This window comes from Solidesulfovibrio fructosivorans JJ], from assembly GCF_000179555.1.
GTDB lineage: Bacteria > Desulfobacterota > Desulfovibrionia > Desulfovibrionales > Desulfovibrionaceae > Solidesulfovibrio > Solidesulfovibrio fructosivorans.
The window spans coordinates 1-12,949 of the sequence record NZ_AECZ01000013.1 but is presented as its reverse complement, the minus strand read 5'-3'; the positions used below and the strand labels follow the sequence as shown (position 1 = coordinate 12,949).

9 protein-coding genes and 1 pseudogene are annotated in these 12,949 nt (G+C 64.7%); 8 read left to right on the top strand and 2 right to left on the bottom strand.

The genetic code is table 11. The features are described 5' to 3' along the window. The first annotated feature begins 69 nt into the window (after nt 1–69). The 3 genes from DESFRDRAFT_RS10635 to DESFRDRAFT_RS10625 all read left to right on the top strand — a co-directional run bounded on the left by DESFRDRAFT_RS10635 (nt 70) and on the right by DESFRDRAFT_RS10625 (nt 4,938). Nucleotides 70–1,485: an outer membrane homotrimeric porin gene (locus DESFRDRAFT_RS10635; protein WP_005993766.1), complete on the top strand. Its 1,416-nt coding sequence runs from the start codon at nt 70–72 to the stop codon at nt 1,483–1,485. A gap of 250 nt (nt 1,486–1,735) precedes the next feature. Beyond that, a complete protein-coding gene (locus DESFRDRAFT_RS10630; RefSeq protein WP_005993765.1) occupies nt 1,736–3,196 on the top strand; it encodes an outer membrane homotrimeric porin in 1,461 nt (486 codons plus the stop codon). Between the two features lie 260 nt (nt 3,197–3,456). Continuing rightward, complete coding sequence (locus DESFRDRAFT_RS10625) at nt 3,457–4,938, top strand: outer membrane homotrimeric porin (RefSeq protein ID WP_005993764.1); 1,482 nt, start codon at nt 3,457–3,459, stop codon at nt 4,936–4,938. 54 nt (nt 4,939–4,992) lie between these two features. On the opposite strand, the gene DESFRDRAFT_RS10620 is transcribed toward DESFRDRAFT_RS10625, so the two are convergent. Together DESFRDRAFT_RS10620 and DESFRDRAFT_RS10615 are read right to left on the bottom strand one after the other, a co-directional pair. Then, the gene (locus DESFRDRAFT_RS10620) at nt 4,993–6,378 is read right to left on the bottom strand and encodes a tetratricopeptide repeat-containing serine protease family protein (protein WP_005993762.1); all 1,386 of its coding nucleotides are present in this window, start codon (nt 6,376–6,378) and stop codon (nt 4,993–4,995) included. Further along, nucleotides 6,375–6,911, bottom strand: a complete 537-nt coding sequence (locus tag DESFRDRAFT_RS10615) for a hypothetical protein (RefSeq protein ID WP_005993761.1) — start codon at nt 6,909–6,911, stop codon at nt 6,375–6,377. The genes DESFRDRAFT_RS10620 and DESFRDRAFT_RS10615 overlap by 4 nt, the downstream gene beginning before the upstream one ends. 213 nt (nt 6,912–7,124) lie before the next feature. On the opposite strand from DESFRDRAFT_RS10615, the gene DESFRDRAFT_RS10610 reads away from it, so the two are divergent. From DESFRDRAFT_RS10610 to DESFRDRAFT_RS22710, 5 genes and pseudogenes are all read left to right on the top strand, one after another. Continuing rightward, on the top strand, nt 7,125–7,430 hold the full coding sequence (locus DESFRDRAFT_RS10610) for a hypothetical protein (protein WP_005993759.1): 306 nt from the start codon (nt 7,125–7,127) through the stop codon (nt 7,428–7,430). Nucleotides 7,431–7,439: 9 nt separating this feature from the next. Beyond that, nucleotides 7,440–8,279 carry an EI24 domain-containing protein gene (locus DESFRDRAFT_RS10605; protein WP_233489599.1) on the top strand — a complete coding sequence of 280 codons (840 nt, stop codon included), beginning with the start codon at nt 7,440–7,442 and terminating at the stop codon, nt 8,277–8,279. A gap of 227 nt (nt 8,280–8,506) precedes the next feature. Next, nucleotides 8,507–10,402, top strand: coding sequence for a potassium transporter Kup (locus DESFRDRAFT_RS10600; RefSeq protein ID WP_005993755.1), 1,896 nt, complete (start codon nt 8,507–8,509; stop codon nt 10,400–10,402). A gap of 519 nt (nt 10,403–10,921) precedes the next feature. Then, nucleotides 10,922–11,683, top strand: a pseudogene (tatC, locus tag DESFRDRAFT_RS10595) (twin-arginine translocase subunit TatC); the annotation flags it as partial. Nucleotides 11,684–12,282: 599 nt separating this feature from the next. Further along, nucleotides 12,283–12,816, top strand: a complete 534-nt coding sequence (locus tag DESFRDRAFT_RS22710) for an RlpA-like double-psi beta-barrel domain-containing protein (RefSeq protein WP_005993751.1) — start codon at nt 12,283–12,285, stop codon at nt 12,814–12,816. Nucleotides 12,817–12,949: the final 133 nt, after the last annotated feature.

The following is a 12,949-nucleotide window of genomic DNA, read 5'->3' as shown; positions in this document are numbered from 1 at the left end:
GACGCCACCCGTTTCACGGCGTCGGGAACGCGCAGCGTTTTACGCGCAACTTTGAGGAGGAAGGAATCTATGAAACGTTTTGCCATCCTGGCCACCCTGGCCGCCCTGATCCTGGGCATCGCCAGCGTCGCCTCGGCCGCCACCGAGGTCAAGATGACCGGTGACGCCCGCGTCTACGGCGTGTTTTTCGCCAACCACAACTACACGGGCTGGAATGCCAGCGCCACCCAGACCGAAGACCGTTTCCAGATCTGGGAGCGTTTTCGCCTGCGCTCCGACTTCGTGGCCAACGAGGCCGTGAAGTTCCGTCTGGGCATCAAGGTTGAGGACGTCTGGGGTCATGGCACCCTGACCGCCGCCAACCCGGCCGTCGCCATCTCCGTCTACCAGGCTTACCTGCAGTTCAAGCTGCCGGATTGCGACGTCCAGGTGACCGCCGGCCTGCAGGACCTGTCCTTCCCGACGAGCTCGTTTTTTAACGACTCCGTCGTGTTCGGCGGCGACCGCGCCGCGGCTCTGGTCGTGAGCGCCCCGCTGATCAAGGACACCCTGGCCGTGACCGCCGGCTTCGCCCGCATGATCGACACCAACCGCACCTACGACACCACCACCACCCAGGTCGACGACGAGTTCGACGTCTACCTGCTGGCTCTGCCCATCACCTTGAATGGTTTCAAGGCGACCCCGTGGGGCGTCGTCGGCGTTGCCGGTAGGGACGCCGATTACGGCGATGCCGGCTTCCTCGAGTACCTGGTTTCCGCCGGTTCCTACCTGAACGGCTGGAAGAACAACCAGAACGCCTACTGGTGGGCTGGCGGCACCTTCGAGGTGACCGCTCTCGATCCGGTCAACTTCTATGCCGACGTGATCTACGGCGCCGGCGCCCAGAGCGACCGCAAGGCCGCCAAGCGTCAGGGCTGGTTCCTCGACCTCGGCATCGAGTACACCGGTTGGGACGTCCTGACCCCGCAGGTCTTCGGCTGGTGGTCCACCGGTGAAGACAGCTCCACCCGCAACGGTTCCGAGCGTATGCCCATCGTGGTGCCCAACTGGGGCCCGGGCAACAGCTTCCTGTTCGACGATTCGCAGGAGCTCGGCAAGGAATCCAACATGGGCGTCAACCCGGTGGGTGCCTGGGGCCTGGGCGCTTCTCTGAACAACATCTCGTTCATCGAGAAGCTGACCCACATCCTCACCTTCACCTACCTGCACGGCAACAACAGCGCCAAGGCCATCCGCAACCTCAACTACGCCCTTGGCACCAACTCCTACTATCAGATGGGTCGTGACCTGGCCATGGACGAGTACCTCGTCGCGGTCAACTTCGACACCAAGTACATGATCTACGAAAACCTGGCCGCCGTCCTCGAGACCGGTTGGTCCCACGGCGAATTCAAGACCAGCATCTGGGGTCATCGCCTGACCCAGCAGGCCCGCGAGGGCGATGCTTGGAAGGTCGCCTTCGGCCTGACCTACAAGTTCTAGTTCGAGCGGCGCCAACCTCCCGACGCCTCGGCCGGGACCTTCGGGTCCCGGCCTTTTTTGTGGCCGCGTCCCCGTGCACGCATCACCCATCACGATTTCATTATTTTTCTGTGACGTATGTGACAATACTCTGAAATAATAATCGATTCCAACATTTCAACTAAAAAATGAATTACACGGGCGACATGTTCCGCACCGTTGGGACTCTCGCCGGATGTATTGCCAACATATGAACGAAGAGGAAGGATTCATGAAGCGTCTTGTCTTGCTGGTGTGCTTCGCCACGCTGTTGCTCGGGGCCGCGGCCGCGGCCAATGCGTCGACGGAAGTCAAAATGACGGGTGACTCCCGCATTTATGGCGTCTATTTCGCCAACCATAACTTCACGGGCTGGAATACGGCCTCCTGGTCCGGATCCAATCCCGGCAGCTGGGGCCACTCCGGAACCAAGACCGAGGACCGGTTCCAGCTTTGGGAACGGTTCCGCCTGCGCTCCGACTTCGTGGCCAACGAAGCCGTGAAGTTCAGACTCGGCATCAAGGTGGAGGACACCTGGGGTCACGGCACCCTGACCGCCGCCAACTCGACCGTGGCCATCTCCGTCTACCAGGCCTACCTGCAGTTCAAGCTGCCGAACTGCGCCGTCGAAGTGACGGCGGGCCTCCAGGACCTCGACCTGCCCCACTCCTCCCTGTTCAACACCTCGCCGGTTTTCGGCGGCGACCGCATGGCCGCGCTGACCATCAAGGCCCCGTTGATCGACAACACCCTGGGTCTGCTCGCCGGTTTCGGCCGCGCCATCGACACCAACCGCACTTATGACACCACCACCACCCAGGTCGCCGACGAGTTCGACGTCTACTTCCTGGCCCTGCCCGTCACGGTGGACGGCTTCAAGGTCACCCCGTGGGGCATGGTGGGCGTGGCCGGTTCCGACGCCAACTACTGGAGCACCGGTTTCGGCCAGAACATCGTCTCCGCCGGCGATTTCATGACCCCGACCGGCTGGAAGAACAACCAGAACGCCTACTGGTGGGTCGGCGGCTCCTTCGAAGTGACCGCCCTCGACCCGGTCAGGCTCTACGCCGACGTGATCTACGGCGCCGGCGCCCAGTCCGACCGCAAAAAGAACAAGCGCGAAGGCTGGTTCCTCGACGCCGGCCTCGAGTACACCGGCTGGGACGTCCTGACGCCCAAGGCCTTCGGCTGGTGGTCCACCGGCGAGGACGGCTCCACCCGCAACGGCTCCGAGCGCATGGCCTACATCCACTCCAGCTGGGGCGCGGGCAACAGCTTCCTGTTCGACGACACCCAGATCCTGGGCAAGGAATCCAACATGGGCGTGTCGCCCGTGGGCAACTGGGGCATTGGCGCTTCCCTCGACAACATTTCCTTCGTGGAGAAGCTGACCAGCCGCGTGACCTACACCTACGTGCGCGGCACCAACTCTGCCAAGGCCCTCCGCTACCTCAACACCTCTCTCGGCAATAACCCCTACTTCCGGATGGGGCGCGACCTGACGGCCGAGGAATACGTCATGGGCGTCAACCTCGACTCCAAGTACATGATCTACGAAAACCTGGCCGCCGTTCTGGAAACCGGCTGGGCCCACGGCCAGTTCCAGACCAGCGTCTGGGGCCATCGCCTGGCCGAGCGCGCCCGTAGCGCCGACTCCTGGAAGGTTGCCTTCGGCTTGAACTACAAGTTCTAGCTGTCCTTGTTCGTGGTGTCCGGCGGGCAAGCCGGGGCCTTCGGGTCCCGGCTTTTTTTATGCCCTGTGAAATAATAACATTACGCTTTAGTAATGAGTAAAAATTTTTTAACTTTTGTCTAATATATATACACACCCCCCATTGCTGAGTCCATAAACACCCTGTAATACAAACTCGTGATCGCCGGAGGACTCGCCCTTCTCCGGTCCACATGCGCCTCGGTTTCCCGATAAAAACCGCTTTTCCGGAGGAAGGAATCATGAAACGCATTTGGAGCATCGCACTTGCGGCGGTGTTCGTTCTGGGAGCCTTCACCAGCGCCCGGGCGGCCACCGAGGTGAAGATGACCGGCGACGCCCGCGTCTACGGCGTCTTCTTTGCCGAGCACAATTACACCGGTTGGAACAACGCCTCCTGGACGTCCAACACCCCGACCTATGCCCACGCCGGCACCAAGACCGAAGACCGCTTCGAGATCTGGGAACGTTTTCGCCTGCGCACCGACTTCGTGGCCAACGAGGCCGTGAAGTTCAGACTGGGCATCAAGGTGGAAGACACCTGGGGCCACGGCACCCTGACCGCCGCCAACCCGGCCGTGGCCATCGCCGTGTACCAGGCCTACCTGCAGTTCAAGTTCCCGGGCTGCTCGGCCGAGATCACCGCCGGCCTGCAGGACATCGACCTGCCGATCAGCAACATGTTCTACGGTTCGCCGGTCTTCGGCGGCGACCGCATCGCCGCCCTGACCGTCAAGGCCCCGCTGATCGACAACACCCTGGCCGTGCTCGCCGGTTTCGGCCGCCTGATCGACACCAACCGCACCTACGACACCACCACCACCCAGGTGGCCGATGAGCTGGACGCCTACTTCCTGGCCCTGCCCATCACCCTCGAAGGCTTCAAGGCCACGCCGTGGGGCATGATCGCCGTGGCCGGCAAGAACGCCGGCTACTTCACCGCCGGCAGCTCGACCTTCAGCTCGCAGAGCTTCGCCGAGAACCTGGTTTCCGCCGGCACCTTCATGACCCCGGCCCTGTGGAAAAACGACCAGAACGCCTACTGGTGGGCCGGCGGCGCGTTCGAGGTGACCGCCCTTGACCCGGTCAAGTTCTACGCCGACGTGATCTACGGCGCCGGCGCCCAGTCCGACCGCAAGAAGAGCAAGCGCGAGGGCTGGTTCCTCGATGCCGGTGCCGAGTACACCGGCTGGGACGTCCTGACGCCCAAGGTCTTCGGCTGGTGGTCCACCGGCGAGGATCACTCCAACTACAACGGCTCCGAGCGCATGCCCCAGATCCGCAGCAACTGGGGTCCGGGCAACAGCTTCCTGTTCGACGACAGCCAAGTGCTGGCCAAGAACTCGAACATGGGCATGAACCCGGTCGGCGCCTGGGGCCTCGGCGCTTCTCTGGACAACATCTCGTTCGTCGAGAAGCTGACCCATCGCCTGACCTACACCTACATCCACGGCAACAACAATCCGGCGGCCATTCGCGCGGTCAACGCGGCCCTGGGCAGCAACCCCTACTTTGAAATGGGGCGCGACCTGACCTCCAACGAGTTCGCCATGGGCGTCAACTTCGACACCAAGTACATGATCTATGAGAACCTGGCCGCCGTCCTCGAGACCGGCTGGGCCCACGGCCAGTTCCAGACGAGCGTCTGGGGGCACCGCCTGGCCGCCAAGTCCCGCGAGGGCGACGCCTGGAAAGTCGCCTGCGGCCTGACCTACAAGTTCTAAACGCGGTCGATCGGAAACCGGGCGCGGGCCGGGGCCTTCGGGCCCCGGCCTTTTTTATGGCGCGTGGGTGGATGTGGCCGTCTGACAAAAAAGCGGCACCACCTTGCCGGACACCGTCCGGGCGATCCCGGCCGCATCCAGGCGCCGCGCCGACGGGGCCGAGACAATGGGCACCTGGCCCCGGGCCAGAAAGGCCTTGACCACGGACAGCGGCACCACGAATCCCATGTCGGCCGGCGCGTCCCCGGCGATCCGCCTGGTCGTCTCGGTATCGCGCCGGGCGGCCACCACGCCGGCCACATGGCCGGCGTGGTCAAGCAGCGGTCCGCCGCTGTTGCCGGGCAGCACTTCGGCCGTCACGGCCTGTTCGCCGCGCGGCCCCGCGCCCTTGGCCAGCTCCCGGGTCTTGCCGGCGGTGACGCGCATGCGCCCGGAAAGGGCCGCCCGTCCCGGATACCCGGCGGCAAAAACGGGCACGCCGGGAGGCAGCGCGTCACCCTCGCGAAAAGCCAAAGCCTCGGGCGGGGCCACGGCCAGCCGCAACAGGGCCAGGTCATGGTCCTGATCGGCCCGCAAAAGGCTCGCCGCCATGCGCCTGCCGTCCACCACGGCCATGAGGCGACGACAATGCGCCGCCACATGGGCGTTGGTCAGCACGTGGCCGAGCCGGCTGACCACAAAGCCCGTGCCGGTAATGACCTGGCCCTTCGGCGCGGCCCCACGCCCTTTGCCGCCTCCCCGCGCCGCCCCTCGCTCTTCCGGGGCCTTGCCCTCGATGCGCAGGGCCACGGTCGGGTCGAGGGCCTTTTTGGCGTTCGCGGCCAGGGCGTTAAGGCGCTGCCGCGTGGCCGCCTCGATCCGGTCCCCGGCCAGGGCATGAAGAGCCATGGCGTAGGCCGCGGCGGGATTTGCGACCACGCCCCGGCCGGCCAGCAACAACTCGCCGAGCACGGCCGCCGCCTCGGGAGAACCGGCCCGCACCGCCCGGCGCAGATAGCCCACCGCATCCGCCGTCGGTCCGCCGCGCCCGGAAAGGCGCATAAGTCCGAGCAGGTAGAGCGCCCTGGCCGATCCCTTGTCGGCCGCTTTACGGAAATACGCCGAGGCGCGGGCATCACTTTGGCCCACGCCCTCGCCCCGATAATAGAGCAGCCCCAGGGCGACCATGGCCGAGACGTTGCCGCCATCGGCCGCCCGCCGGTAGAGCCTGGCCGCCCCGGCCGGGTCCTTGGCTGTGCCGCGCCCGGTCTCGCGCATCACGCCTAAAAGAAAAAGCGCCGAGGGACTGCCGGAGCGCACCAGCGGGGCCAGTTCGCGCCGGGCCACGGCATCCCGCCCGCCCTCGAAGGCGCGCAAGGCGTCGTCGTAATCGGCCCGCCCCGGCGACGGCAAAGCGAGCAGGCAGACAGCCAGCAGCAGCGCCGCGCTTCGGCTTCTCACTTATGTTCCCCGTGCCCCTTGGCGGCCGGCGGCGGGGTCGGCGCGGGCGGCGGCGCATCAGCGGCCACCCGGCACAGTCCATAGCGCTGGGTCATCTGCGGCATGGTCGCCGCGCCGTGGTGCGAGGCCACCATGAGGAAATTGTCCGACGCCCCCGAGTACAGGGGATAGACGGTGACCAGGGTCACGCCGCCGTCGGGATAGCGGGCCATGGCGGTCAGGCCCTCGGGGCCCGTCATGTAGACGCCCGGCGTTTCCAAGTCGTCCTCCTCCAGCATCACCCGTTTGGCCTTGCGGTCCACGATGGAGATGGTCAGCCCCGGTATGTTGGGATTGAGCGGCGGCTTGATGCTGACCGACCCCCTGGGCGAAAAACCCGCCACAACCCCGTGGGTGAAGGCGCAGGCCAGCCGCTTGGCGGCAAAAAGGACCTCCCCGGCGGCCTCGGATTTCTTGTCGGCGGCCCGGCCCGGCCCGGTCGCGAGGACAATCACCAAAATACTAAATAAGATGACGACAAGGCTGTGTTTCATGGTACTCTCCCGTCACGGTTGCTCCCTGATCGGCAGGCTAGTGGGGGGCGCGCGTCGAGGTCAAGCCGGCCGGCGGCCCCCGGGCTGGCCGGGAAAGGCTTGCCGCCAGGGACACATTGGCGTATCATAATATCTGTCGCAAGCTCGGAGGAAGCCTGGAACAGCAGGTATTTACAGCCCATATTCCGAGCTATTTCCGGAGACTCCCGCATCATGAAGAAATTCCGCGTCTACTTCGCTACCAAAGTTCATGTAACGTATAGCTGGTTTCGACGTAAAAAAGACGTATCCGAAACGGATTACGTTGTCGTATTGGCCCATAATGAAGCCCATGCTCACAAGGAAGCCAAGAAGTATGTCGATATGGAGACATTGGGCATGCCTTTTCAAGTAACGCATATCACCCCTGCCGCCGACGACGAAATCGAGGGCCGGCACGGCTCCCTGGGCCTTGTTCCTCCCCCGGCCCAGGAAAGCCCGCAGGAAGCGGGCGAGCTTGAAAGCAATACGCCGGACTGATCGGTTTCCTTGCGCTCGCACAGTATAACCGGTCGCGGCGCGGCCCCGGCCGGCACGCGCCCGGGCTGTGACCGGACCGTGGGCGACGCCGCCAAAGGGGAGAACGCCTCCATGCTCACCACCTTTCCCAAGGGGCTTTACGCCCACGTGCGCGGCTTCCGGTTCGCCCTGGCCCACAAAGGTTATCTGGCCCTCACGGCCATTCCCTTTGTCCTGACCCTGGCTCTGTTCGCGGCCGGGGTGTGGCTTTTCGCCGCCAACGATGACCGGCTGCTGGCCCTAATCTGGTCGCCCCGGACGGCCGGAGCCGGCGAGGCCCTTGGCGCGCTTTACTGGCTGTACGTCCATGTAGCCAAGGCGCTGCTCTACGGGCTGGTCTTCGTGCTGTCCTATTTCCTCTTTATGGTTGTGGCCAACGTCCTGGCCTCGCCCATCTACGACGCCATTGCCGGCGGCATGATCCGCAAGCTGCGCGGCAACGACGCCGGCCACGAAAATGCCCTGCCCTGGTGGCGGGTGATGCTCGAGCAGGCCAAGCAGGCCGCGTTCGTGGCTCTCGTTCCCCTGGTCCTCGTCTTCGTGCCCGTCGTCGGGCAGATCCTCGCCCCCCTGGTCGCGGCGGCGCTGCTCGCGTTCGAATTCATCGATTTCGCCTATGCCCGGGACGAACCCCGCTTCGCCGTGCGCCTTAGGGCCATGGCCGCCCGTCCCCTGACCCTGCTCGGTTTCGGCCTGCCTCTGCTCGTGCCGGTGCTCAACATCGTCCTGTTCCCCTGCGCCATCTGCGGCGCGACGCTGCTCTACCTGGACGGCCCCGGCCGTGGCGACGGTCCTCCCCGCGCCAAATGACATTTTCGCAACATCCGCGCCCCGCAGTACACGAATCGCCCGTTTTGAGGCATGATGACCCGCCCGCGCGCCGGTCCGGCCTTGCCGCCACGGCGGCTTGAAGGTACTTTCGGCGCACGATCGCCAATCCGCGCCGCCGGACGACCGGCCGCGGCAACAAGGATTTCCAGCTCCATGCCACACGCGTTTTTCCCGCCGTCCGGCCGGCAACGACGAGGACCGGCCGCATGAGCCAGCACGGGCCGCAATCCGGCAAACGTTCCCTGTCCCATACCGCCGCCCTGGCCTTCGGGGCTCTCGGGGTGGTGTACGGCGACATCGGCACAAGCCCGCTGTACGCCATGAAAGAGTGCTTTTACGGCATGCACGCCATCGCCGTGACCCGGGACAACATCTTCGGCGTGCTGTCCCTTTTTTTCTGGTCCCTGACCATGGTCATCACCATCAAGTACGTGCTGTTCATCCTGGCCGCCGACAACAAGGGCGAGGGCGGCATTTTCGCCCTGGGCGAGCTTCTGCCCAAGGAGCGGGGACATCGTCAGGTGCGGGCCTTGCTGACCTTTCTGGCCCTTTGCGGCGCGGGGCTGCTCTACGGCGACGGGGTCATCACCCCGGCCATCTCCGTGCTGTCGGCCGTGGAAGGCTTAAACGTGGCCACGACCGCCGCCCAGCCCCTGGTCGTGCCCATCACCTGCGTGATCCTGTTCGGCCTGTTCATGGCCCAGCGCCACGGCACGGCCGGCATCGCCAAGATCTTCGGCCCGGTCATGCTGGTGTGGTTCGTGGTCCTGGCCGTCCTCGGCATCAAGGAAATCCTGAACGCGCCGGAAGTGCTGGCCGCCGTCAATCCCTGGCACGCGGTCAAATTCTTCGAGCGCAACCATCTGCACGGCGTGCTGGTCCTCGGCGCGGTGGTCCTGTGCATCACCGGCGGCGAGGCGCTCTACGCCGACCTCGGCCATTTCGGCCGCCGGCCCATCCAGCTCTCCTGGCTCACCATCGTCTTCCCCTGCCTGCTCATCAACTATTTCGGCCAGGGAGCCGGCCTGCTCCTCGATCCGGCCAACGCCGCCAACCCGTTTTACACCCTCGTGCCAGACGCCTTGCTCTACCCCATGGCCGCCTTGTCCACCGTGGCCACGGTCATCGCCTCCCAGGCGCTCATATCCGGCGTTTTTTCCCTGACCCGGCAGGCCATCCAGCTCGGCTGGTGCCCCAGGCTCCGCATCGTGCACACCTCGAGCGCCATGGAAGGCCAGATCTACATCCCCGAGGTCAATTTCGCCCTCATGTGGGCCTGCATCGGCCTGACCCTGGCCTTCGAGGAATCCAGCCGCCTGGCCGCCGCCTACGGCATCGCGGTCACGGCCACCATGGGCATCACCTCGGTCCTGTACTTCTTCGTGGCCCGCTGGACCTGGAACCAGCCCCTTTGGCGGGTCCTGCCGCCGGTCCTCGTCTTTCTGGTCTTCGACCTGGCCTTTTTCGGAGCCAACCTGCTCAAGATCGCCGACGGCGGCTGGCTGCCGCTGGTCATCGCCGCCTTGGTGGTCATGTGCATGGCCACCTGGCGCGACGGCAGGCTGGCGCTACGCCAGATATCCCTGGCCGCGACAGTGCCGCTGCGGACCTTTCTCGGCGAGGTGACGGCCAAGGAACCCCTGCGGGTTCCGGGCACGGCCGTGTTCATGTCCCTCTCTCCCCAGGGCACGCCCGTGACGCTGCTGCACCACTACAAGCACAACAAGGTCTTCCACCAAAGCGTGGTCATCCTCACCATCACCGCCTCCGACACGCCCTACGTGCCCGAGGACAACCGGCTGGAAATCCAGGAACTGGGCATGGGCTTTTTCCGCATCCTGGCCCGCTACGGCTTCATGGAAACCCCGGACGTCCCCAAAATCATGACCCGGGCCCGGGCCACGGGCATCCCCATCGACCCGCCTTCGGACACCACGTTCTTCCTGGGCCGCGAAAGCCTGCTCACCACGGGCAAGGCCCGCATGGCCGGGTTCCGCAAATCGCTTTTCGCGCTCATGTCCCGCAACGCCCGCCCGGCCACGGCCTACTTCGGCCTGCCGCCGGGACGCGTGGTGGAACTTGGCGTCCAGGTGGAGTTGTAGAAAAGGGAGGGAGAAGAGGATGCGAGAGGGGAAACCCTTTCAAAAGGGTTGTCCCCTCTCGCGCTCTCCCCTTCCTCAAGTTTTCAATGGCTACGATTTTCACCGTAACAACTGAATTCTATTAAAAGTCTTTGGAAAGGGGGTCTGGGGGGAGAACCTTTCTGCAAGAAAGGTTTCCCCCCAGCGCCTTTTGGACAAACACGCGCAACAGCCGGCGCCCCTTGACCCGAATCGTTTCCTGCCGTAACCGCAAGGCGCGGCGCGGACCGCCCGGGAATCCGCTTCCCGCCGCAAAAAGAGGAGCGCATGACCGACACGCCTGAAAAAGACGCCATCGACAATACCCCCGCCACGACCGGAGACGCCGCCTCGACCGCCGAAACCTCGCCGGCCGCGCCCGAGACCGATGCCTCGGGCGGCAACACGCCGCCGCCTCCGGCCGATCCTCCCGCCCCTGTCGGCGATGCCGCCGCCCCCCCGGCGACCACGCCGCCGCCTTCACCCGGGAAGCACGGGGATATGAAGGAAGCGCCGCTCCTCGAGCACCTCGTCGAACTGCGCACGCGCCTGGTGCGCTGCCTCATCGCCGTGGGCGTGGGTTTCGCCGCCTGCTACGCCTTCGCCGAGAAGCTGCTCGAAATCCTCCTGCATCCGCTCATGCAGGTCATGCCCGGCGGCAGCAAGCTGATCGCCACCAGCCTGCCGGAAACCTTCTTCACCGTCATGAAGCTGGCGCTGGTGGCCGGCGCGTTCGTGGCCAGCCCGTACATCTTCTATCAGCTCTGGAAATTCGTCGCACCGGGACTCTACAAGGAAGAACGCAAGATCATCATCCCCGTGGCTGTGGCCACGGCCGTATTTTTCGTCGGCGGCGCGCTGTTCGGCTATTTCGTCGTGTTCCCGTTCGGGTTCAAGTTCTTTGTGGACTACGCCTCGGACTACATCACGGTCATGCCGACCATCAGCGCCTATTTTTCCCTGGCCGTAACCCTGCTTTTCGCCTTCGGCATCATCTTCGAGCTGCCGGTTTTCATCTTCTTCCTGACCAGCCTCGGGCTCGTCACCACCAAGACGCTGCGCAAGTTCCGCCGCTGGGCCATCCTTTTGAGCTTTGTCGTGGCCGCCATCCTCACCCCGACCCCGGACGCCGTGAACCAGCTGCTCATGGCCGGCCCCATGGTCGTCCTCTACGAGCTTGGCATCTGGGTGTCGTGGTTCGTGGACAAGTCCCGCAAGGAGGAAAAGGCGCGCAAGCAGGCCGAGGCCGAGGCGGCCAAGAACCCCGACGCCGCGAAAACCGACCAGGCCGATGCGGCCGAAGCCAACCCCCAGGCGGCCGAAGGAAAAGAACCGACCGGGGAAAAAACCTCGACCGAAGGGGATGCGGACCGGACTGCCGCCGCGACCGAAAAACCGGCCGGCCCGGACGACGATCCCCAGGCCGGGTAACCTGCCGCATTGACTGCCAGTCAAGGGGACGCGCCGGCTCGTTCCAGCGTTCCCCTTGACAGAGGCTCCAAGGCAAGGCATATGTAGGCTACAAGCAACGGTTGTCGCCTTCTGGCAGATGCAGACCGGAACCGCCGCCGCTGCCTGAAAACCATCCGCATCAGGCAGCCCCCAAAGCGACCGCGTCCCCTCCGCGACCAACCAAGCCTTGTCGCAACGACCGCATCATTATGCAGCACGTCGTTGTCCCGCTCCGCGCCGGCTGTCGGCTCCGGGGCAAATCCTCTCGCTACGCGAGCCACTCCACCACGCGGACACCGAGACGACCTGGCAGCGGTCAGGTCCCATAGGCCCTTCCCCCTCCAAGGCGTCTTTTTTACCGGACGCCGACGCATGCGGCCTCCTCGGCGTCATGAAGCCATGGAGCGACGATGCGAACTATTTATTTTACCATACTCCCCCTGGCCCTGGCCGCGACACTCGTCGTCCAATCCGGCTGCGCCAGGACCCCCGACGCCAAACAAACCACTCCGCAGCAGCTCCAGTCCCAAACCGCCCCCGCCAGACTCACCTACGCCGCCCTGGGCGAAATCGTCGATCCCGACTCCGTTTTCATCGAAACCAGCCATTCCTCCATCAGAACCCTGCGCGTCAAAGCCATGGCCTACACCGCCTGCTCGGTGGGGAAAAAGCGCTCCAAACGCAAGGCCCGCGCCGCGCGCGGCGCCTGGGGCGATACGCTCACCCCCGGCATCAAGGCCGTGGCCGTGTCGCCGGACCTGCTCCAAATGGGCCTCGACCATGGCGACGTCATCACCATCGAAGGCCTGCCCGGAAAATACAAGGTCCTCGACGTGATGCACCGCCGCCACAACAAAAGCATCGACATCTACTACGGCGACGACCAATGCGGCGCCATCCAATGGGGCCGACGCAGCCTGACCATCAGTTGGAAGGATGATTAGGGAGAGGGAAAACGTGCGAGAGGGGAACCCTTTTTGGAAAAAGGGTTCCCCTCTCGCGCTCTCCCCTCCCCAAAACTTGCAACGGTGACGGTGAGGGATGCGACGACGCTATCCCGCAGTAACCGTTAAAGTC